At 68.6% G+C, this 20,921-nt stretch carries 16 protein-coding genes; 5 read left to right on the top strand and 11 right to left on the bottom strand.

Features of this window, described 5'->3' with window-relative positions; all coding sequences use genetic code 11:
- Window positions 1–15 precede the first annotated feature (15 nt).
- The 4 genes from ASC66_RS09620 to ASC66_RS09605 are packed head-to-tail and all read right to left on the bottom strand — an operon-like array spanning window position 16 to window position 4,302.
- Window positions 16–924 carry an ABC transporter permease gene (locus ASC66_RS09620; RefSeq protein WP_082492211.1) on the bottom strand — a complete coding sequence of 303 codons (909 nt, stop codon included), beginning with the start codon at window positions 922–924 and terminating at the stop codon, window positions 16–18.
- The gene (locus tag ASC66_RS09615; RefSeq protein ID WP_055838189.1) at window positions 921–1,838 is read right to left on the bottom strand and encodes an ABC transporter permease; all 918 of its coding nucleotides are present in this window, start codon (window positions 1,836–1,838) and stop codon (window positions 921–923) included. The genes ASC66_RS09620 and ASC66_RS09615 overlap by 4 nt, the downstream gene beginning before the upstream one ends.
- Window positions 1,838–3,025: a polyamine ABC transporter substrate-binding protein gene (locus ASC66_RS09610; RefSeq protein ID WP_055838186.1), complete on the bottom strand. Its 1,188-nt coding sequence runs from the start codon at window positions 3,023–3,025 to the stop codon at window positions 1,838–1,840. The genes ASC66_RS09615 and ASC66_RS09610 overlap by 1 nt, the downstream gene beginning before the upstream one ends.
- 2 nt (window positions 3,026–3,027) lie before the next feature.
- Window positions 3,028–4,302, bottom strand: coding sequence for an ABC transporter ATP-binding protein (locus ASC66_RS09605; RefSeq protein WP_235496818.1), 1,275 nt, complete (start codon window positions 4,300–4,302; stop codon window positions 3,028–3,030).
- Between the two features lie 277 nt (window positions 4,303–4,579).
- Between ASC66_RS09605 and aceA the strand changes: the two genes are divergently transcribed.
- The 3 genes from aceA (at window position 4,580) to ASC66_RS09590 (ending at window position 8,531) form a co-directional block, all read left to right on the top strand.
- Window positions 4,580–5,911, top strand: coding sequence for an isocitrate lyase (gene aceA, locus ASC66_RS09600; RefSeq protein WP_055838183.1), 1,332 nt, complete (start codon window positions 4,580–4,582; stop codon window positions 5,909–5,911).
- Window positions 5,912–6,076: 165 nt separating this feature from the next.
- Window positions 6,077–7,780 (top strand): malate synthase A, encoded by a 1,704-nt coding sequence (gene aceB, locus ASC66_RS09595; protein WP_055838180.1) that lies wholly within the window; start codon window positions 6,077–6,079, stop codon window positions 7,778–7,780.
- Between the two features lie 205 nt (window positions 7,781–7,985).
- Window positions 7,986–8,531, top strand: coding sequence for a GNAT family N-acetyltransferase (locus ASC66_RS09590; protein ID WP_055838177.1), 546 nt, complete (start codon window positions 7,986–7,988; stop codon window positions 8,529–8,531).
- A 67-nt stretch (window positions 8,532–8,598) separates the two neighbouring features.
- On the opposite strand, the gene ASC66_RS09585 is transcribed toward ASC66_RS09590, so the two are convergent.
- The gene (locus ASC66_RS09585; RefSeq protein ID WP_082492209.1) at window positions 8,599–10,017 is read right to left on the bottom strand and encodes an MFS transporter; all 1,419 of its coding nucleotides are present in this window, start codon (window positions 10,015–10,017) and stop codon (window positions 8,599–8,601) included.
- Between the two features lie 56 nt (window positions 10,018–10,073).
- Here ASC66_RS09585 and ASC66_RS09580 point away from each other — a divergent pair, with 56 nt between their 5' ends.
- Window positions 10,074–11,030, top strand: coding sequence for an ArsR/SmtB family transcription factor (locus ASC66_RS09580; protein WP_055838174.1), 957 nt, complete (start codon window positions 10,074–10,076; stop codon window positions 11,028–11,030).
- 89 nt (window positions 11,031–11,119) lie between these two features.
- Here ASC66_RS09580 and ASC66_RS09575 read toward each other — a convergent pair whose 3' ends face one another.
- Together ASC66_RS09575 and ASC66_RS09570 are read right to left on the bottom strand one after the other, a co-directional pair.
- The gene (locus ASC66_RS09575) at window positions 11,120–12,541 is read right to left on the bottom strand and encodes a cryptochrome/photolyase family protein (RefSeq protein ID WP_055838172.1); all 1,422 of its coding nucleotides are present in this window, start codon (window positions 12,539–12,541) and stop codon (window positions 11,120–11,122) included.
- Window positions 12,538–13,554 (bottom strand): NADP-dependent oxidoreductase, encoded by a 1,017-nt coding sequence (locus ASC66_RS09570; RefSeq protein ID WP_235496816.1) that lies wholly within the window; start codon window positions 13,552–13,554, stop codon window positions 12,538–12,540. The genes ASC66_RS09575 and ASC66_RS09570 overlap by 4 nt, the downstream gene beginning before the upstream one ends.
- 175 nt (window positions 13,555–13,729) lie before the next feature.
- Here ASC66_RS09570 and ASC66_RS09565 point away from each other — a divergent pair, with 175 nt between their 5' ends.
- On the top strand, window positions 13,730–15,307 hold the full coding sequence (locus ASC66_RS09565) for a M28 family metallopeptidase (protein ID WP_055838169.1): 1,578 nt from the start codon (window positions 13,730–13,732) through the stop codon (window positions 15,305–15,307).
- Window positions 15,308–15,429: 122 nt separating this feature from the next.
- On the opposite strand, the gene ASC66_RS09560 is transcribed toward ASC66_RS09565, so the two are convergent.
- From ASC66_RS09560 to ASC66_RS09545, 4 genes are all read right to left on the bottom strand, one after another.
- The gene (locus ASC66_RS09560) at window positions 15,430–16,233 is read right to left on the bottom strand and encodes an alpha/beta fold hydrolase (protein WP_055838166.1); all 804 of its coding nucleotides are present in this window, start codon (window positions 16,231–16,233) and stop codon (window positions 15,430–15,432) included.
- A gap of 64 nt (window positions 16,234–16,297) precedes the next feature.
- Entirely contained in the window at window positions 16,298–18,427 is a 2,130-nt protein-coding gene (locus ASC66_RS09555) for an acyltransferase family protein (RefSeq protein ID WP_082492207.1), read from the bottom strand.
- Window positions 18,428–18,610: 183 nt separating this feature from the next.
- The gene (locus ASC66_RS09550; RefSeq protein WP_082492234.1) at window positions 18,611–19,282 is read right to left on the bottom strand and encodes a YqaJ viral recombinase family protein; all 672 of its coding nucleotides are present in this window, start codon (window positions 19,280–19,282) and stop codon (window positions 18,611–18,613) included.
- A 402-nt stretch (window positions 19,283–19,684) separates the two neighbouring features.
- Window positions 19,685–20,875, bottom strand: a complete 1,191-nt coding sequence (locus ASC66_RS09545) for an ROK family transcriptional regulator (protein WP_055838159.1) — start codon at window positions 20,873–20,875, stop codon at window positions 19,685–19,687.
- Window positions 20,876–20,921: the final 46 nt, after the last annotated feature.

Below are 20,921 nucleotides of genomic sequence, written 5' to 3'. Positions count from 1 at the left end.
CTAGTGGGTTGCGGCCTAGTTGCCTGCCATGGTGCGGGCGATCTGGGTGGCGGAGTCACCGGCCCTGCGCAGCACGACCGCGACCATCGCGAGGGCGAAGAGTGTGAGCAACAGCATGATCGTCGACACGGCCGCGATCTCCGGCCGCAGCCCGCTGCGCAGCGCGCTCAGTACGTACACCGGCCACGGCGTCGTGCCGGAGACCTGCACGAAGGCCGCGACGATCGTGTTGTCGAGACTGAGCGTGAACGAGAGCAGACCGCCGGCCAGCACGGCCGGCAGGGCGAGCGGCAGCGTGACGCGCCAGAAGGTGCGCAGCGGCGGCGCGTAGAGGTCGGCGGATGCCTCCTCCAACTGCGCGTCGAGACCGACGAGCCTCGCCCGCACGATGTACGCGACGATCGCAGTCGCGAACAGCGAGTGGCCAATGACGAGGCGCACGACGCCGTCGCTGAAGATGCTCATGCCGAGGTCCTGGCCGAGGAAGACGAGCCACGGAAGCAGGGCGACGGCGTCGACGATCTCCGGCGTGACCGAGACGAGCAACAACAGCCCGATGAACCAGAACACCCACTTGCCCGGCCGGCGCGCCATGGCGATGCCGGCGAGCGTGCCGAGGGCCGTGGCGAAGATGGCCGCGATGACTCCGGTGCGGATCGAGAGCCAGACGGCATCCCGAATCGCCGGCTTGGTGACGATCGCCGCGAAGGAGTCGAAGCCGAAGTGATCCCAAGAGACGAGGAGGCGGCCGACGTTGAAGGAGTAGGCGATGATCACGATGATCGGCGCGAACAGGAACAGGAAGACGAGAACACTCCACACCGCGAGGCCGACGTCCGTGGCCGAGTGGCGGGTGCGGCGGGTGCGGGGCGGCTTGGCGCCGGAGGCGACGGCCATGGCGCGGGTGGCGTGCAGCTCGGTCATGACGTCACTCCTGACTCCGGGCCCAACACGAGGCGGCGGCTCGAACGGGACGGCCAGGTCAGGAGCCACAACACCAGGGCTCCGACGGCGACACTCAGTGCGATCACGAGGATGAGCAACACAGCCATCGCCGAACCGAGCGCCCAGTTCTGCGCCGTCTGGAACTGGCTGGCCACGAGCTGGCCGACCATGTTGCCCTTGGCTCCGCCGAGCACCGTCGCCGTGATGTAGTCGCCCATCAAGGGGATGAACACGAGCAACACGCCGGCGACGATGCCCGGCTGCGCCAGCGGAACGGTGACCCGGAAGAAGGTGCGGATGCGGTCGGCGCCGAGGTCTTTGCTGGCCTCCCGGAGCGGTCCGCCCACCCGGTCGAAGGCGACGAACAACGGCAGGATCATCAGCGGCAGATAGTTGTAGACGACGCCGATGAGCACCGCGGTGCGGGTGTAGAGGATTTCGAGCGGCCCCTCCTGCAGACCGACCGCCTGCAGCAGCGTCGACAGCCAGCCCTCGGGCGCGAGGATCACCTGCCAGCCGATCGTGCGCACGAGGAAATTGGTCCAGAACGGCACCATGACGAGCGCGAGCAGCAGCCCGCGCCGATTCACGGGCGCTTTGACGGCCATCCAGTACGCCACAGGAGCACCGATCACGAGACAGAGCGCCGTTCCGGCGACGCCGACTCCGAGCGTGTTCATGAAGGTTGCGAAGAAGGTGGGCGAGAGCGCCTCGATGTAACGGTCGAAGGAGAGCGAGTCATTGGCGTGGGTGCCGAAGATGCCCGGTTTGTAACCGAAGCTGAACCACAGCACCATGCCGACCGGCGCGACGAAGAAGAACAGCAGCCAGGCCCAGGCCGGGAACGCCAGCAGGGGCGCCGGCAGGCGGCGCGGGGCGGGGTTCGCTGCCATCAAGCGCCCGCAGCGGCCTTGGTGTTGTTCCAGATGTCGACGATCCGCTGCTGCGCCTCCGTGACCTCGCCCGTGTGCATTGTGGCGATCTGCTCCGGTGTGAAGAAGACGAGGTCGAGCATCTCGATTCCGGCGGCCTCGGCTGCGGGCTGGATGTCGGTCGCACCGGTGTGGTAACCGATGTAGTCGAGCTCGGCCAACGAGTTCTCCGGCGTCAGCACGAAGTTGATGAAGGCATGCGCCGCCTCCGGGTGGGGCGCGCCGGTCGCAATCGCCCAGTTGTCCATCCACAGCTCGGTGTCCGGTGCGCCGAGCACCCACTGCCAGCGCTCAGGGTCCGGGCTCTCCTGGATCCCGATGCGGGCGTCACCGTTCCACGCCTGCATCAGCGCGTGCGTCGCCTGCGGGATCGCGGCACCGCCCGGGTAGGAGTCGAATGCGGTGACGTGCGGGGCGAGCTCGTTGACCATGAACTCCTCGCAGGCGTCGAGATCGGACGTCTCCGTGGTGTTCCAGTCGATGCCGTTGGCCCAGTAGTAGATGCCGGACATCGGGGCCGGGTCGTCCAGCAACGAGGTCTTGCCGCTCGCCTCGTTCTGGGCGGCGTCGATGAAGTCGTTCCAGGTGGTGAGCTCGCGGGTGATCACGGTCTTGTCGTAGACGAAGCCCGTCGTGCCCCACGCCTTGCAGATGCTGTAGGCGTTCTCCGGATCCCAAGCCTGCTTCAGGAAGGCCGGGTCCATGTACTCGATGTTCGGGATGAGATCGAGGTTGAGCTTGGTGAGCAGGCCGTTCTCGATCATCTGCGGGATGAACGGGCCGGTTGGAACGATGATGTCGTAACCGCTGGTGCCCTTGGCCGCGACGAGCTTCGAGATCATCTCCTCGTTGGAGGCGAAGGAATCCAGTGTGATCGCCGGGCCGAGGGTCGCGGTGAAGTCCTCGAGCACCGACGGGGCGTCGTAGTCGCCCCACGAATAGATGGAGAGCTTGTCTTCCAGCGGGCCGCCCGACGCCTGTGGGCTGGAGCCGGTGTTCCCGCCCGGGCTGCTGCACGCGGCCAGGAAGATGGTGCCGCCGGCAGCCGCGGCGAAGCTCAGGAAGCGTCGTCGGCTGAGCTCTTTGGCGATGATCGGCGCTGCCGATGTGCTGGCCAGAATACGCAGGGGGGATCGTTCGGCGCTCATGATTACTCCCGATTGGCTGTGGGTGCTGTGGGTGCGGTGGGTGCGGATGCCGACGACGGGCGTGCGGCGGCGACGGTGCTGACGGTGGGCGGCTCGACATGGGCCGCGACGGGGAGTTCCTCGGCGGCGGGGAAGAGGATGACGGACTCTGCGCTCCATGAGCACCAGACAGCGTCGCCGATCGCAAGGCGGGGCGCCTCGGGGGTGGGCCTGCGGACGAGCATGCTCTGTTCGGCGTCGCCGGCGCTCAGCTGCACGAGGTACTGCATCGTCTCGCCCAGATGGGAGACGCCGATCAGGCTGCCGGCCACGCGGTTGACCCCGCCGTCGGACGCCTCGCCGTCGGAACGGGCCGCGATCTGCACGAACTCCGGTCGGACGGCGGCCTGGGCGGCGTCGCCGGCGCGGAGTCTGGCGCTGCCGGAGGCCATGCTCGCCGCCCGCAGCAGGCCATAGGCGGTCTGCACGGTTGCGGCATCCGGGGCCGTGCCCGCGACGGTGCCGGAGAGGAAATTCTGCTGGCCGACGAAGCCAGCCACGTAGGCCGTGGCCGGGGCGCCGTAGATGGTGTCGGCGTCGGCGAGCTGTTCGATGTGGCCGTCGCGCATGATCGCGATCCGGTCGCTCATCGAGAGCGCCTCGCCCTGGTCGTGCGTGACGAAGACGAAGGTGATGCCGAGGCGGGACTGCAGCAGCTTGAGTTCGAGCTGCATCTCTTCGCGCAGCTGACGGTCGAGCGCGCCGAGCGGCTCGTCGAGCAGCAGCACGGCCGGCCGGTTGACGAGGGCCCGCGCCAGGGCGATGCGCTGCTGCTGGCCGCCGGAGAGCTGGGTGGGTTTGCGGTCGGCGAAGCGGCGCATCTGCACCATCTCGAGTGCCTCGGCGACGCGCTCGCGGATCTCGGCCTTGGGCGTGCGCTTCTGCTGCAGGCCGTACGCCACGTTCTCGGCGATGCTCATGTGCGGGAACAGTGCGTAGGCCTGGAACACCGTATTGACGTTGCGGCGGTACGGCGGCTGGCCGAGCACGCTCTGGCCCGAGATGCGGATGTCGCCGGCATCCGGGTGTTCGAATCCGGCGATCATGCGCAGCGTCGTCGTCTTGCCGCAGCCGGACGGGCCGAGCAGGGAGATGAACTCGCCCGCCGCGATGTCGAGGCTGAGGTCGTTCACCGCAGGGGTGTCGCCGTAGAACTTGCTGATGCCCTGAAGCTCGATCGTTCCCGTGCGCTCACGCTCTCGCTGGGCACTCGGATCGGATTGGTCGAGAACGGTCACCGGCACCTCCATAGCTGCAAACGTTGTGGGTCATTCAATCCTTGAAAACTGATTTGCACAATGTTTTTCGTTGCGAAGAAGCCATTTCGTTGCGAAGACCGTCGAAATCGTGACCTTCGGCCGTCGAAAGCGGAGGAGTTCCGCCGCGCAGAACTTTGCGGAAACTTCACCCCCCTGATCGTGGACTGCGCCGGATGCCGCGGCCGCAGAGTGGATGCAGACCACAACGGTTCGCCACATCAGGGGCAGCCGGATCAGCAGTTCGAGGGAGAACACCATGACGCAGCAGAGCAGCCGGGCAGGCGACCAGACCCAGACCGCGGAGGAGCTGGAGCTCGAGTGGGCGGCCGACCCGCGCTGGAGCGACATCCGCCGCGACTACACCGCCGCCGATGTGATCGCCCTGCGCGGCGCCGTGCGCGAGGAGCGCACCCTCGCCAGGCGCGGAGCGGAGAAGCTGTGGGACCTCGTGCAGAACAACGGCACGCCGGAGGACCCGCGCTGGGTGGCCGCGCTCGGTGCGCTCACCGGCAACCAGGCGGTGCAGCAGGTGCGGGCCGGGCTGCAGGCCATCTACCTCTCCGGCTGGCAGGTCGCGGCCGACGCCAACCTCAGCGGGCAGACCTACCCCGACCAGTCGCTGTACCCGGCGAACTCGGTGCCGGCCGTCGTGCGCCGCATCAACAATGCGCTGCTGCGTGCAGGGCAGATCGAATTCGCGGAGGGCTCTCCGCTGGTTGAGCCTGTCGAAACCATCGATTGGATGGCGCCGATCGTCGCCGACGCCGAGGCCGGATTCGGTGGGCCGCTGAACGCCTACGAGCTGATGTCGTCGATGATCGAGGCCGGCGCGGCCGGTGTGCACTGGGAGGACCAGCTCGCCAGCGAGAAGAAGTGCGGCCACATGGGCGGCAAGGTGCTCGTGCCGACCGGGCAGCACATCCGCACCCTCAACGCGGCGCGTCTGGCTGCCGACGTCGCCGGCGTGCCCACGATCGTGATCGCCCGCACCGACTCGCTCGCTGCCACGCTCATCACGAGCGACCACGACGAGCGCGACCGGCCGTTCATCACGGGGGAGCGCACTGCCGAGGGTTTCTACACGGTGCAGAACGGCATCGAGCCGGTCATCGCCCGCGGCCTCGCCTACGCGCCGTACGCCGATCTGATCTGGGTCGAGAGCGCGGAGCCCGACCTTGAGCTCGCACGCCGCTTCGCCGAGGCGATCCACGCCGAGCACCCGGGCAAGCGCCTCGCCTACAACTGCTCGCCCTCGTTCAACTGGAAGCGCCACCTGAACGACGAGCAGATCGCCACCTTCCAGCGGGACCTGGCCGCCCTCGGCTACGCATTCCAGTTCATCACGCTGGCCGGATTCCACTCGCTCAACCACTCGATGTTCACGCTCGCGCAGGACTACAACACCCGGCACATGAGCGCATACGTCGAACTGCAGGAGGCCGAGTTCGCCTCGGAGACCTCCGGCTACACGGCCACCCGCCACCAGCGGGAAGTCGGCACCGGCTATTTCGACCGGATCGCCACAGCGCTCAACCCCGACAGCGCCACCCTTGCCCTCGTCGGATCGACAGAGGCCGAACAGTTCTGATCGACAACTCGCTGGTCGAGTAGCGCGACGCGCAGCGTCGCGAAGGGCGGCAGCCAATACCAAGGCAGCCTCGGGAATTGCCACCGATGCTGGCCCAGTTGGCCGGCAACTCGACACGCGCCGCAGGCGGCCTACTCGATCAACGGAAATGAAGGAGACACGACCATGAACACGACACCGACCACATTCGCTGAACCGCGACCGACGACGGCCGCAACGCCGGCCATCCGCGGCGGGGCGTTCCCTGCGCACGAACCGCGCATCGAGGTCTCGGCGGCGCTCGGACCGCGCTACGAGGAGATCCTCACGCCGGAGGCGCTCGACTTCCTCGCCGCGCTGCACGACCGCTTCGCCGGCATCCGCCACGACCGTCTCGCTGCTCGACTGCAGAACCGCGTCGACGCGGCGAACGGGCGCGATCCGCGCTTCCTCGCCGAGACCGCGCACATCCGCGAGGACTCGAGCTGGCGGGTCGCCGGCGCCGGGCCAGGCCTCACCGACCGGCGCGTGGAGATCACCGGGCCGACCGATCGCAAGATGGCGATCAACGCGCTGAACTCCGGCGCGAAGGTCTGGCTCGCCGACCAAGAGGACGCGACGAGCCCCACCTGGCAGAACGTGATCGAGGGGCAGCTGACCCTGCTCGACGCCCTGCACGGTGAGCTCAGCTTCACCAGCCCGGAGGGCAAGGAGTACTCGGTCACCCACGACATCGCCGGGCCGGACACTCCCACCATCGTCATGCGCCCGCGCGGCTGGCACCTGGTCGAGAAGCACCTGCGCTTCCACGACCGCGCCGGCCGCTCGATGAGCGCCTCCGGCAGCCTCGTCGACTTCGGGCTCTACTTCTTCCACAACGCGACCCGGCTGATCGAGCTCGGCAGCGGTCCGTACTTCTACCTGCCGAAGCTCGAGGGGCACCTGGAGGCCCGGCTGTGGAACGACATCTTCGTCTTCGCACAGGACTACATCGGCATCCAGCGCGGCACCATCCGGGCGACGGTGCTGATCGAGACGATCCAGGCCGCATTCGAGATGGACGAGATCCTCTACGAGCTGCGCGATCACTGCGCGGGTCTGAACGCCGGACGCTGGGACTACATCTTCTCGATCATCAAGACCTTCCGCTCGCGCGGGCGCCGATTCGTTCTGCCCGACCGCAAGCAGATCACGATGACGGTGCCATTCATGCGGGCGTACACCGAGCTGCTCGTCTCGACCTGCCACCGCCGCGGGGCATATGCCATCGGAGGCATGAGTGCGTTCATCCCGAACCGTCGCGACCCGGAGATCACCGAACGCGCCCTCGAGCAGGTCGCGGCCGACAAGCGCCGCGAGGCCGCAGACGGCTTCGACGGCACCTGGGTAGCCCACCCCGACCTGATCCCGACGGCGCGGGCCGAGTTCGACCGGGCCTTCGGCGTCGGCATGGACAACGCCACCAACCAGCTGCACCGCACCCGCTCCGAGGTTCATGTCACGGCGGCCCAGCTGCTCGACATCGGCTCCGCGGGGGGACAGGTGACCGAGGCCGGCGTCTACGACAACGTCGCGATCGCCCTGCGCTACATCGAGTCATGGCTGCGCGGTGTCGGGGCGGCTGCCATCGACAATCTGATGGAGGACGCGGCCACCGCCGAGATCTCGCGCTCGCAGATCTGGCAGTGGGTGAACGAGAACACCGAGACGGCAGAGGGGCGCCGCATCGACGAGGCCTGGGCGCGCTCGGTGCTCGAGCAGGTGACGGCCGGACTCGACCGTTTCGCCGGCGACCGCTTCGACGACGCCATCGAGGTCTTCACCTCCGTCGCGCTCGAGCCGGAGTTCCCGACCTTCCTGACGGTGGGGGCGTACGCCCGCTACTTCTAGCGGCTGTTCGCCGGTTGAGCTTGTCGAAACCCTAGGGATTTCGACAGGCTCAATCGGCGTGACGCGCAGCGTCACGAAAGGCGGCAGCCAGAACCAAGGAAACCCTCGGGGGCGACACCGATGCTGGGGGCGACTCGGCAGGCAAGCAGCGGATGGGGGCTCAGCCTGCTGATGTCCAGCCGAGCGCGAACCCTATGCTGGAACGATGACAGCAGATCGCGACGCGGTGACCGTGCGCACGGCCGGACCATCGGATGCCGCGGCGCTCGCCGCTCTGGCCGCTGCGACGTTCCGCCTCGCCTGCCCGCCGCAGACCACCGAGGCGGCGATCGCCGAGTTCCTGCGCGACGTGCTCTCGGAGGCGCGCTTCGATGAGTACCTCGCCGACCCCGCGAAGCTGCTGCTCGTCGCCGAGCAGGACGGCCTCTTCGTCGGCTACACCCTGCTGGTGTTCGGCGAGCCGATCGACTCCGACGTGGCCGGCGCGCTCGGCATCCGCCCGACCGTCGAGCTCAGCAAGTGCTACGTGCGGGCAGAGGCGCACGGGGCGGGTACAGCCTCCACGCTGATGGCGACGACGCTTGCTGCGGCCCGCGAGCGTGGCGCGGCCGGCGCGTGGCTCGGCGTCAACGAGCAGAACGCGCGGGCGATCCGCTTCTACGAGAAGCACGGCTTCGCCACGGTCGGCCGCAAGCGCTTCCTGCTCGGCGGCGTCTACGAGAACGACTTCACCCTCGAGCGCGCGCTCTAGGCGACGGTTCCATTGAGAGCGGCCAAATGGCCGCTTTTCGGCTGCAGAAGCGGCCATTTGACCGCTCTCAGTGGACGCTGGCGGCGGACGCGGCGTGGCGGGCGATCAGCCAGATGCCCGCGGATGACGTGGCGAAGAGCGCCGCGAGGATCGCCCAGCCGAGCGCGCCGAGCTGCAGCGCCGTCGCCGTGATCACGAGCGGGGCGCACATCGCGCCGAGCGAGAAGCCCATGCCGAACATGCCCTGATAGGCGCCGGCACGCTGCGGATCGGCGAGCTCGAAGCTGAGCCCCCACGTTCCGGCCTGCGAGAGGATCTCGGCCAGCGCGTGGGTGAGGGCGCCGGCCACGAGCAGCGCGATCGCCACGGCGACACCGGCGCCGAGGGCGTCGCCGGCGGCATCCGGCGACCCGGCCGACGCGGCGTACAGGGCACAGGCGAGCACCATGAGTGCACCGGCGAGGAGCACGGAGCGGCCGGCTCTGCGGATGTCGTCGGTGCCGCGTGAGAGCGGGATCTGCAGGGCGATGACCACCAGGGTGTTGATGATGAGGCTGACCGACACCATCACGTCGGGTGCGGCGGTGTTGTGCGCGATCCACAGCGGCACCCCGATCTCGCCGAGCGCGAACTGCATGCCGAAGACACCGGAGAGCACCGTGAGCGCGATGTAGCGCCGGTCACGGAACGGGGAGCGGGCGGATGCCGCGGCGGCCTCCTCCGCGGCGACGCGCGCCTCCGCGATGTCGGCCGCCGCGTGGGCAGCGGTGTCGGCGTCGGGCTCCAGCGTGATGCGCACGGCCCGCCGCGGGGCATCCACCCGGGCGGGCAGCCGCAACAACTGCACCGTGCTGAGCAGGTAGACCAGCCCGGCGGCGATCATCAGCCCGCGGTACGCCTCCATCGTGCCGGCGAGGAGCGCGATGCCGCCGATCGCCCCTCCCGCTGCGATGCCGACGTTGGTGATCGTGCGCAGCACGGCCCGGGTGTGCACCCGGTGCTCGGCATCGAAGGCGCGGGCGATGATGGCCGAGCGCGTGGAATTCGCCGCCCGGTTGAGGCCGGTCGCCAGGGTGGCGAGCACGAGCGCGGCGGTGAAGTCGCCGGCGAAGGGGTAGGCCGCCATCGCCACGCCCTCGAGCGCGACGAAGACCACGAGCATGCGGCGAGCGGAGAAGCGGTCGGCGTAGTGCCCGCCCGCGTAGGAGGTGAGCACCCCGACGCCCGCCGAGACGCCGAGGATCACGGCGATCTCGGTCGCGCTCAGCCCGACGAAGTGTGTGAAGTAGAGCACGGTGAGCGTGTAGAAGATGCCGCGACCGACCGTGGAGACGATCGTGGCGCCGGCCAAGACGCGCAGCACCGGGTCGGCGAGGGCGCCGCGGATTCCGCCGGAGCGTTGGGCCTGCCCGGTGGCGGGTGACCCGGCATCCAGTGCGGGGATCGTCTCGATGCCGTCGGTCTCGGGGCTTGCGTTCGTGCTCATGGTCCCTTTCTCCCACCGGGGGCACCACAGCGAATATTGATGTAGCTTGGGGCTTCATGTTGCGATACGTGCTGCACGATGCGGACCTCGGCGATGTGCGCTTCGGAATCTCCCCGTTGTGCGAGCTGGGGCTCTCACTGCGCACCCTGCGCGAACCCTCCCGCTACCCGCTGCAGCTGCCGTGGCTGCGCCGCACCGAGGCGGCCAGGGCCGGGCTCGACCTCGAGGTGCTGACCGCGCTCGTCGACGAGCGGTTGTGGACGCCCGACTTCCTCAATCCCCGCCCGCTCTCCCCGCTGACCCGGCTCGACGACGAGCTCGCCGCCCTGCGCCGCATGCCGAGCGAGCGCTTCGTGAGCCAGATTCTCGGCGTGCACCAGGGCGAGATGCCCGCCGTGCTCGACGGGCCGCCGCGCATCGCGATCGGGCGGGTCGTCGATGCGCTCGAGGGGCTGTGGGCCGCCTGCTTCGCGCCGTACTGGGTGCGGATGCGCGCAATCCTCGAGGCCGACATCGTCTACCGCGGGCGCCAGGTCGCGCAGCACGGCCTCGCGGTGATGCTCAACGGCTTGGCCCCGACCGCGGAATTCGACGGTCGTGTGCTCTCGCTCCGGCTGCGCGACCCCCGCGAGCGCGTCGAGCACATCGGCGGTGCCGGCTTGACGCTGGTGCCGACGATGTTCACGACGCGGGCCTCTGCGCCGGTCGACCCCGACGAGCCGCCCTCGATGTTCTATCCGGCCCGCGGGCAGGGTGCGATGTGGGAGGCGGAACGCGTGCAGAATCCCGCGGCGCTCGCCGCGATCGTCGGCGAGGTGCGGGCCCGGCTGCTGATCGCGCTGGCTGAGCCGGCGTCATCCACCGAGCTCGGGGTGCGCTTCGGCGTCTCGACGTCTGCGATCAACCAGCACCTGCGGGTGCTGCGGGATGCCGGCCTGCTCACCGCCACGCGCTACGGGCACAGCATGCTCTACCTGCGCAGCGAGCTGGGCTCGGCGCTCCTGGCCGGCTGAGCTTCACCCGTCAGTCGACGGTCCACTGAGAGCGGCCAAATGGCCGCTTTCCGGCGTCCGAAGCGGCCATTTGACCGCTCTCAATGGAACTAACGGGAGCGGCGGAGCCGCTCGTACGCGGCGAGGGCTGCCCTGCGGCTCTCGGCGAGGTCGACGAGCGGTTCCGGGTAGTCCGGCGTTCCCCACTCGGGCAGGTGGCTGCGCACGTACGCGCCGTGCGGATCGAACTTCTGCTGCTGCAGCAGCGGGTTGAAGACGCGGAAGTAGGGCGCGGCATCCGCCCCGGACCCGGCGACCCACTGCCAGTTGAACGCGTTGCTGGCCGCGTCGGCGTCGACGAGGGTCTGCCAGAACCACTCCTCGCCGTGACGCCAGTCGATCAGCAGGTTCTTGCACAGATACGAGGCGACGACCATGCGCACGCGGTTGTGCATGGTGCCCGTCGTCCACAGTTCGCGCATGCCCGCGTCGACCAGCGGAACACCCGTCCGACCGCGCTGCCAGGCCGCGAGGAGGGCGGGGTCGTGCGGTGGCCACTCGAAGGCATCGAACTCGCGGCGCCAGTTCACACGGCTGAGGTCCGGTGCGTGGAAGCTCACGTGGGCGGCGAACTCGCGCCAGGCCAGCTGGCGCAGGAACGCGGTGGCGGCGGACGCGATCTGGCCGCTGCCACCGGATGCCGCGGCCGCGGCGTTGCGCACGCGCACCGTCTCGTGCCACACGGTGTGCGGGCTGATCTCACCCCAGCGCAGCGCGGGGGAGAGGCGGGACGTCGCCTGCTCGGCCGGAACGTCGCGCTCCGCCTCATAGCGGGGCAGCGTGTCGGCGAGGAACTCTCGCAACAGGTGCAACGCAGACGCCTCACCCGGTTGCCAGCTTGCGCGCAGCCCGCCCGCCCAGTCCGGCTGACTCGGCTGCAGGCCCCAGTCGCTCAGCTCATCGCCGCCCAGAGACGGAGCGAGCTCTGCGGAGGCTCGGGCCGTCGCGGCCGCCAAGGCGGCCGGTGCCGGCAGCGGCAGGCGGGGTTCCGGCAGCGAGCCGAGCCGCCGCCAGAACGGGGTGAACACCGAGTACGGCGCGCCCGCCCCCGTTGTGACCGTCCACGGTTCGAACAGCAGAGATGCGGCGAAGCTCTCCGCGCCGCGGCCGGCCGCCCGCAGCTCGCTCTTCAGCGCGGCGTCGGTGGTGCGCTCGGCCAGGCCGTAGCGCCGATTCCAGAACACGGCACCGGCGCCGCTCTCGGTCGCGAGCTCGGAGATCACCGTGTGGGTCGCGCCGCGTCGCAGCAGCAGCGGGATCCCGAGCTCGCCGAGGCCGCTGCGGAGCGAATCGAGGCTCTGGTGCAGCCACCAGCGGGCGGCGGCACCGAGCGGGCGAACGCCGGCAGACTCGTCGTCGAGCACGTAGACGGCGATGACCGGCGCGCCGCGCTCGATGGCGGCCGTCAGCGCCGGGTTGTCGCTCAGCCGGAGGTCGTCCCGAAAGCAGAGCAGGGCGGGTGCGGCCCTCACTGGACGGTGTCGTCGACCTGCAGGACGAGCTTGCCGCGCACGTGGCCGGCCTCCTGCACGCGGTGCGCCTCGGCGGCCTCCGCGAGCGGGAACACGCGGTCGACGTGCGGGCGCACCTGACCCTGCTCGATCAGCCGCGTGATCACGGCCAGTGTGCGGGCGTCCGGCGAGGTGTTGAAGCCGGTGGCGCGGATGCCGCGCGCTGCGGCATCCGCGACCATGCTCGGCCAGCTGCCGGTCGGCGCGTTGACGAGCAGCCCGCCGGGGCGGAGCACGTCGAGTGAACGCGTGCCCGTGTCTGCGTGCACATTGCCGATCAGGTCGATCACGACGTCGACGTCGTTCACGACATCCTCAAAACGCTCGCTGCGGTAGTCGATGACGGTGTCGGCGCCGAGTCCGCGCACGAAGTCGGCATTCTCGGCCGAGCAGGTCGCGGCGACGTCGGCGCCGAAGAATCGGGCGAACTGCACGGCGAAATGGCCGACCCCGCCCGCGCCGGCGTGCACGAGAATCCGCTGGCCCTGGTGGGCCTTCGCCACCTCAACGACCATGCCCCACGCGGTGAGCGCCGCGACGGGAACGGCGGCCGCCTCGGCGAAATCAAGGGTGGCCGGCTTCGGTGCGACGCTCATCGACGGCACCGTGATGTACTCGGCGTAGCTGCCGCCCGCGCGGGGAACCCGGCCCATGCCGTAGACGGGGTCGCCCGGCTGGAGCGGGTGCGCGGCGTACGGCACCTGTTCGATGATCCCGGCGAAGTCGAGACCGAGCACCAGCGGATACGCGGTGATGGCGGCGGCGACCCCGCGGCCGGCCCTCGTCTTCGCATCGATGGGGTTGACCGCCGCAGCGATGACTCGCACGAGAACCTCGTCGCTGACGCGCACGGGGACGGGGACCTCGGCCATGTGCAGCAGCTCGGCCGGCCCGAGCCTGTCGATCACGGCCGCCCGCATGCTGCTCGGAATCGCTCTGCCGTCGGCGGTTGGTGCGGTGTTCTGCTGCGACATCCTGTGCTCCTCGCTGTCTCTGACCACTGTGCCATCTCTTCGATCCCGCTGCGGCAGCGGCGCACGGAGGCAGCGCAACTATAACGATGTGGTAACGAGTCTCACCGTCGGCGGTCGGGGTGCGCGAACCTCGTACACGTGCCCCAAACAGGGGCCACATCTCGAAGGAGACATCGTGCAAAAAAGAGCAATGGCGCTCGCCAGCCTCGTGCTGGCCGCGGTCGTGCTGGTTCCGGCGACCCCGGCCCTGGCCGGCGGCAACGGGAACGGCAATAACGGAAACGGCAATGGCAACGGCGGCCCCAGCACCGCGAAGCTGCTCAAGGCGGTCACCGTCAGCGGAATCCTGCAACACGAACGCGCCCTGCAGCGCATCGCGAACAACAACGGCGGAACGCGCGCATCGGGCACGCCCGGCTACGACGCATCTGCCGCATACGTCAGCGATCAGCTGCGCAAGGCCGGCTACACGGTCACCTCGCAGCCGTTCGACTTCCCCTACTACGAAGAGACCGGGGCTGCATCGCTCAGCCAGGTCTCCCCGAACCCCGCCGACTACGAGGTCTCAACGCTCGAGTACTCGGGCAGCGGTGATGTGACCGGCGCCATCGTGCCGACGCTCAACGTCGTGATCCCGGCCACGCCGACCCCGAGCTCGGCATCCGGATGCCTGCCGGAGGACTTCGTTCCGGCATCCGCAACGGAGCCTGAGGTCGCACTCATCCAGCGCGGTACGTGCACCTTCGAGGAGAAGGTCGCCAATGCGGTCGCGGCCGGCTACGACGCGGTCGCGATGTTCAACGAGGGCAACCCCGGGCGCACCGAACTGCTCGCCGGCGTCACTCTCGGCGTTCCGGCAGCGGTGCCCGTCGTCGGGCTGAGCTACGCGGACGGTGTCGCGCTCTACGAGGCCTCCCTGGCCGGGCCGACCATCGTCGCGGTGAGCACCTCGACGATCTCGGAGACGCGCACGACCACGAATGTTCTGGCCGACTCCAAGAAGGGCGATCCAGGCAAGGTCATCGTCGTCGGGGCTCACCTCGACTCGGTGCTGGTCGGACCTGGCATCAACGACAACGGCAGCGGAACGGCGACGATCCTCGAGACCGCCATCCAGATGGCGAACCTCAACATCAAGCCGCAGCAGCAGCTCCGCTTCGCCTTCTGGGGCGCGGAGGAGAACAACCTGCTGGGTTCGACGCACTACGTCGACACCCTCAGCGATGAGCAGCTGTCGACGATCTACGCGAACCTGAACTTCGACATGCTCGGGTCGACCAACTACGTCCGCTTCGTCTACGACGGCGACGGCTCGGCCGACCCCGAGGGGATCGGTGGTCCTCCCGGATCCGCACAGATCGAGGCGGTCTTCACCGACTACTTCGCGTCCGTGGGTCTCGCCAGTGAGCCGACCGCGTTCGACGGGCGCTCCGACTACGGCCCGTTCATCGCTGTCGGCATTCCCGCCGGCGGGCTGTTCAGCGGTGCGGAGGGCCTGAAGACCGAGGAGGAGGCCGCTGTTTACGGCGGCACGGCCGGGGCCCCGTACGACCCCTGCTACCACCAGGCCTGTGACACGATCAACAACCTCAGCACCGCCGCGCTCAACGAGCTCGGCGACGCGACGGCCCACTCGGTCATGACGCTGGCTGTCAGCAAGACCGGCTTCTTCGAAGACGGAAGCCGCATGGCCAAGTCGGCGCAGATCGACGTGAACAGCCTCGACTACTGGGGCAGCAAGCTGATCCGCTAACGCGCTGAGCGCTGAGCACCGAGCACAGCGCACAGCGCACAGCGCACAGCAATAACGAGCAGGCCCGGTTCCCGCCACGGCGGGGCCGGGCCTGTACTCATGCCACTCGGCCGGTCGGCCGTTCAGTCGTTCAGTCGCTCGCCGTTCAGCCAGCGGGCCACCCCGGCGCGCAGCGCGGCGGTCTGCGCCGGCTGCCCGTCGTCGCGAGCCGGCACGTGCAGCAGCGGCGCGCCGAGTCCGGCCGCCCACTCCTCGGCCACCGTCACCGGGTGCACGGGGTCCCGCGGTGCGGCCACAACGAGCGCGGGAACCCCGCGCGTCGCGAGGACGGCGAGCTCGGCCGGGTCGCGATAGGCCCTGTTGCGCGGAATCTCGCTCAGACGCACGGCGCGGGCCGCGGCATCCGGCGCCGTGAACTGGGCGAGCAGGCCGCGGGCGCCGACGGGCGATGCGGCAGCGACGTGCTGGTACAGCGACGTCTCCTGGAAGACGGCGGCGCCCTCAGCCGGCCCGAACCGCGCGAGCAACTCGGCGATCACCGGGAAGGCCCGCAGATTCGGCGGCAGCGACTCGCTCGTGAACGCCGGCCGCACGAACACGGCCCGCCGCACCGGCAGCATCTCGCCGAGTGCGATCCGCAGCGCGAGTGCGGCGCCCATCGAGATCCCGATCAGGGTGACGGGTTCCGATTCGGCCGCCGTGCCGCCGGTGACCGCGGTGACAGACGCCGCGAGCTCGTGGGCGAGCGCATCGAGAGCGAAGTCGGCAGACGCTCCGAGGAGCGGTGAGTCGCCGTGGGCCCGCACGTCCAGGGCGATCACGGCTGGCGCGCCCGTGGACGACGATGTCGCGGTCAGCACGGGGGAGAAGAGCCCCAACGGCTGGTGTCGGTCGGCTCCGAGGCCGTGCAACAGAATCGTGGTCATGCTGCCAGTGGCTCCTCATCTGGGTGGTCCGGCGAGCGTGGTCCACTTCCCATTGTGACCGGTATTACTCGCTTGCCGCGCCCTCCGCTGTCAGGATTTCGTCAATTTTGCCTCCGAGGTACGGGGCCAGAGTGCGCGCGAATGCCGCAGTCAGGTGGTTGCCGTCTGGGCGATAGACGACCGCGCCACCGATGACCGCTTCGCAACGGTCCGCATCGCAATAGAAATCGGTGAGATCGATTAGATGCGCGTTGGAAACGCTTTCGGCCGCATCTCGCTGGAGGTCGTATTGCAGCACCTTCGATCGGGGCGAACCGCAGGCCTCGACATTCTGAGGACCGTGCTGTTCAAGACACCTGTATGCGGCGCTGGGTAACTCGGGATTGTCCAGGATCGCGATTATGGGCGTATCGGGGTTCGCGCGAGAGTTCCATGCTTCGACGAGGCCGTTGACTTGAGCCGCGTCCGCCGTCTCCTTCCCCTCGGGTGATGCAATGCTCATGGTCGACGATCGCGTCACAACGATCGCGTCGAAGTCGGCCGTGGAACTCACCAGATCCAGCGCCGCAGCGCGCCAGAAATCGCAAGCATCTCGACCCGATTTGTCATGCGCGTTGAGGGTTGCCGTGGTCAAGTAGCAGCCGGAGTGTCCGGCGACATCGATGCGCCAGCCGCGCTCATCCGCAATGCGCTGGTAGGCGCCGATCAAGGTATTCGAGTGTGAGTCGCCCAGAACCAAGAGGTGTTTCGAATAGCCCAGCTCCGGTCCCAACGAGCACAAATTGAACTGCGACAATCCGCGTGTTGACCAACAATCGCCCCGATTATCGTCGTTCGACTCCAGGCCGACCAGCGACGGAACGAATACGGACGGCTCAGGCGGGACGCAGGGTTGGATTGACGGGTCCATCGCGGCAGCCCCGAAGCACTCCGAGGCCATCGCTGCCGCAATCTCAGCAGACGCTGCAGCGCGTTCTGAAGCCTCGACGTACTTGTGAATGACCAGCGACCCGCCGGAAACTGTAAGGACGACCACCATGCCAATCACGCTCCAGCGGGCGACAGTTCGCGGGCTGCGGCCACCGAGAAGGCGCGGGGAGAATCGGATCGGATCTTCCCAGTATTTTGTCGACACCCAAGCTAGGCCGAGCGTCACAAGGATGATCGCAACCTTCTGTGTCCCGGTGAGAGGGGTGCCCGTTGCGAACGGAAGAAGGACGATGAGCGGCCAGTGCCAAAGATAGATCGCGTAGGAAGTGCGGCCGAGCATGGCGACAGACTTGACTGCGCCGAGTTTTGCGAGGAACGTGTCTCGGCCGGCCCACACAATGAGCGCGGCGCCGCCAGCAGGCAAAAGCGCAGCGGTCCCCGGGAAGGGCGTCGCGCTGGTGAATACCACGGCACTCGCGAGAATAGCTACGAGGCCGATTGCTGCGATCAGTGATCGGCGCCAGGCGAGCACGGGGAGGAATGCCGCAAGTGCCCCTAGCCCGAACTCCCAGGCGCGGGTGCCCGTCGAGAAGTAGGCCGCGCTTGAGATTGGTGTGAACACGACGCTGTAGGCGAAGGAGCCCACGGTCACGACGCTGACCGCTGCGAGCAAAACGCCCCGGCGTGGTTGGTTCAAGCCACGCGAGGCCCAGGCCGCGAGCACTACAAGCAAGGGAAGTGCAAAGTAGAACTGTTCCTCGACGGAGAGCGTCCAAAAATGCTGAACCGGCGAGGCCGCCGCAGTGGCCCCGAGGTAGTCGATTGACAGTGCGGCGAGGAACCAGTTCTGGACGTACAGCGCCGAAGCCCCGATTTCCGCCAGAAAGCGCTCCCATAGGCCCACCGGCACGAGCAGAATTGTGCCGATCGCGCTCATCAGAAGAACGAGAAGCGATGCGGGGAGCAGCCTGCGGGCGCGGGCTGCCCAGAATCGCCCAACTCGCACCGTTCCAGTTGCTTCGAACTCTCGAAGAAGATGCCCTGTGATGAGGAAGCCGCTGATTACGAAGAAGACATCGACACCAACGTATCCACCCGTGAGGCGAGTCGGCCAAAGGTGATATAGCAGCACCGAGAGCACTGCGATCGCCCGCAAAGCCTGAATGTCAGTGCGGGTGGGCCCGGCAGGGCGCACTATGCCGCGGGTTGCTGTGCTCGGGGTCGGAACTGCTGATGCGCTCGCTGTAGCGCCCAGTGGATTCATGAGACTCGCCTTGCTGTAGATCTTGCAGCTCGACGATCTGCCCCGTTCCTCCTGGGCTTGTCTGCTCTGCAGATCGTACAGGGCCGCCCGGGCTTCGCTAGCGAGCCTGAGAATGCATGTCGCGCAAGCGCCACGCCTTCAACGTGCGGCGCCGTCGCGTGTCGAATCGGGTTTGTTGCTCAACTAGGGAACGTAGAGAGCGCCGGGCCCGTAGAGCTCGCGGGCCTCGGCGGCGCGGGCGGCCCGGGCGGATGCCGCGGCGGCGGCCTCCATCTTGCGGGCCGTTCGGCCGCGCAACTCGTCGACCAGCTGTCCGGCGAGCCCGATGAGAGCGGCGATCTGCTCGTCGTCACGGTCGACCCAGCGCGAGAGCGGCTCGTCGCCGATCGGCACAAAGTTCTCGTGCTGCTCCCACACGACCAGCGTGCGCTCGGCGCCGAGAACGTACTGCTGCCACCAGACCTGGCGCAGGTAGGCGCGCGGGATGCTGCGCCACGCCTTGCTCGTCGTCTTGATCTCGGCGAGCTCGACCCGGCCGCCGTCGCGCACGACGATACCGTCCGGGGTGGCCAGGTGCAGCCGCTCCTCCGCGGCGTGGAACAGGCTCGAGCTCGGCTCGATGCCGTGCTCGCGGCGCACCCACTCGGCAATGACCGGTTCGCGGGTGCGGCCGTGGTCCGTCCAGGAGTTCCCGCCGAAGTTCGAGCCATTGAGCTTCTCGTGCGCAGCCGACTGGATCGACCGCGGGGTCGAGAGCTTGGCGACATCCGTCGCGGTGATGCCGCGGGCCCTGGCATAGAGCCAGGCGGCGCGGTCACCGGAGTCGGCGACGATGCGGGTCAGGCAGGGGGCGATGGATGCCGCCGGTTCGGAGTCACCGACGGAATCGGTGTCGAACAGGCCCAGCACAGCATCACTCACCCGTCCATTCTCTCCCGGGAGTGGCGAACTGCGTACCGCCGCCCCGGCAAAGTCCGTGGCCGTCCCCGTGCGAATTCGACCGGGCGGCAGTCTCGCGGGAGGGCTCGGGGCTTCGCAGGCGGGACTCCTCGTTCCTCGTCGACCCGCTTGCTCAAGCCAGCATGCATTCTCACGTGCCAACGTGCGTTCTCACGATGGCTCGAGGGAGCAGCCGAGGAACGATGCGTGCCTTCTCACGTGCCAGCGTGCATTTTCACGATGGCTCGAGGGAGCAGCCGAGGAACGAGGCAGCCCCGAAGCCCTGACACACGCCGACGCGCTGGAACGTACGGGTGCTCAGGCGCGCGGGGCGAGGGCGTCGACACCCTCAGGGGAGAGCGCGTGGTGAATCGCCAGCATGCTGGCGCCGAGCACCGCGGCGTTCTCGGCCGCCGAGCTCTGCACGATCGACAGGTGCTCCGTGGCCAGCGGCATCGACCGGGTGTAGACGACCTCGCGCACGCCGGCGATGAGGTGCTCTCCGGCTCGAGCCATGGAACCGCCGATGGCGATGACCGACGGGTTGATCAGGCTCACGGCCGCGGTCAGCACCTCGCCGATGTCGCGCCCGGCCTGGCGCACGGCCTGGATGGCGTCGAGGTTGCCGCGCTTGACGAGTTCGACGACGTCGCGCCCCGTGCTCACGTCGAGGCCGGACTCGCGCAGCGACCTGGCGATGGCCGGGCCGGATGCCAGGGCCTCCAGACATCCGCGATTGCCGCAGTGGCAGGGCACACCGGCGCCGCGCGCCACCTGAACGTGGCCGATGTCGCCGGCGATGCCCTGGGCGCCGCGCTGCAGCAGTCCGCCGGAGATGACGCCGGCACCGATGCCGGTCGCCACCTTGACGAACATGAGGTGTTCGCTGTTCGGCCACGCAAACGCGCGCTCGCCGAGGGCCATGATGTTGACGTCGTTGTCGACGAGAACCGGCACCTCGAGGTGCTGCTGCACCCAGCCGGGCACGTCGAAGCGATCCCAGCCGGGCATGATCGGCGGGTTCACGGGGCGCCCGGTCGAGTGCTGCACCGGGCCGGGAACGCCGACACCGATGGCGATGAGGTCGTGGTGCGGGCGCTCCAACTGGTCGAGCAGCTCTCTGGCCGCAGACACCATCCAGCCGAGCACGGCCTCCGGGCCGCTCGCGATGTCGATGGCCTGGTGCACCTCGCCGAGAACGGTGCCAGCCAGGTCGGTTGCGGCGAGCGTCGCGTGCGATGCGCCGAGGTCGGCGGCCAGCACGACGCGGGCTGAGGGATTGAGTGCGAACTGGGATGACGGCCGGCCGCCGGTCGAAGCAGCGTCGCCGACGGGGGAGATGAGCTCGAGTGACATCAGTGTCTCGACCCGGGCCGCGATCGTCGAGCGGGCGAGCCCCGTGAGCGTCGCGAGCTCGGCGCGGGTGCGCGGCTGCCCGTCGCGCAGCAGCTGGAACAGCTCACTGGCGCCTGAGGTTCCGAGCGCGGAGACTCGGCTGATGTCGACCATTTGCACAGTAAATCACATCGGCTTATTCGGGGGTGACGAATTGAAG

The sequence above is a fragment of the Leifsonia sp. Root4 genome (assembly GCF_001425085.1).
Taxonomy (GTDB): Bacteria; Actinomycetota; Actinomycetes; order Actinomycetales; family Microbacteriaceae; genus Microterricola.
This window is presented reverse-complemented; position numbering and strand designations above follow the sequence as displayed.

What these genes read in the sequence shown, in the direction of transcription:
- aceA (WP_055838183.1), top strand. Translation starts at nt 4,580, where the DNA reads ATGACGCAGCAGAGCAGCCGGGCAGGCGACCAGACCCAGACCGCGGAG.
- ASC66_RS09555 (WP_082492207.1), bottom strand. Translation starts at nt 18,427, where the DNA reads ATGAATCCACTGGGCGCTACAGCGAGCGCATCAGCAGTTCCGACCCCG.
- ASC66_RS09545 (WP_055838159.1), bottom strand. Translation starts at nt 20,875, where the DNA reads ATGGTCGACATCAGCCGAGTCTCCGCGCTCGGAACCTCAGGCGCCAGT.
- ASC66_RS09585 (WP_082492209.1), bottom strand. Translation starts at nt 10,017, where the DNA reads ATGAGCACGAACGCAAGCCCCGAGACCGACGGCATCGAGACGATCCCC.
- aceB (WP_055838180.1), top strand. Translation starts at nt 6,077, where the DNA reads ATGAACACGACACCGACCACATTCGCTGAACCGCGACCGACGACGGCC.
- ASC66_RS09580 (WP_055838174.1), top strand. Translation starts at nt 10,074, where the DNA reads ATGTTGCGATACGTGCTGCACGATGCGGACCTCGGCGATGTGCGCTTC.
- ASC66_RS09615 (WP_055838189.1), bottom strand. Translation starts at nt 1,838, where the DNA reads ATGGCAGCGAACCCCGCCCCGCGCCGCCTGCCGGCGCCCCTGCTGGCG.
- ASC66_RS09590 (WP_055838177.1), top strand. Translation starts at nt 7,986, where the DNA reads ATGACAGCAGATCGCGACGCGGTGACCGTGCGCACGGCCGGACCATCG.
- ASC66_RS09560 (WP_055838166.1), bottom strand. Translation starts at nt 16,233, where the DNA reads ATGACCACGATTCTGTTGCACGGCCTCGGAGCCGACCGACACCAGCCG.
- ASC66_RS09620 (WP_082492211.1), bottom strand. Translation starts at nt 924, where the DNA reads ATGACCGAGCTGCACGCCACCCGCGCCATGGCCGTCGCCTCCGGCGCC.
- ASC66_RS09570 (WP_235496816.1), bottom strand. Translation starts at nt 13,554, where the DNA reads ATGTCGCAGCAGAACACCGCACCAACCGCCGACGGCAGAGCGATTCCG.
- ASC66_RS09610 (WP_055838186.1), bottom strand. Translation starts at nt 3,025, where the DNA reads ATGAGCGCCGAACGATCCCCCCTGCGTATTCTGGCCAGCACATCGGCA.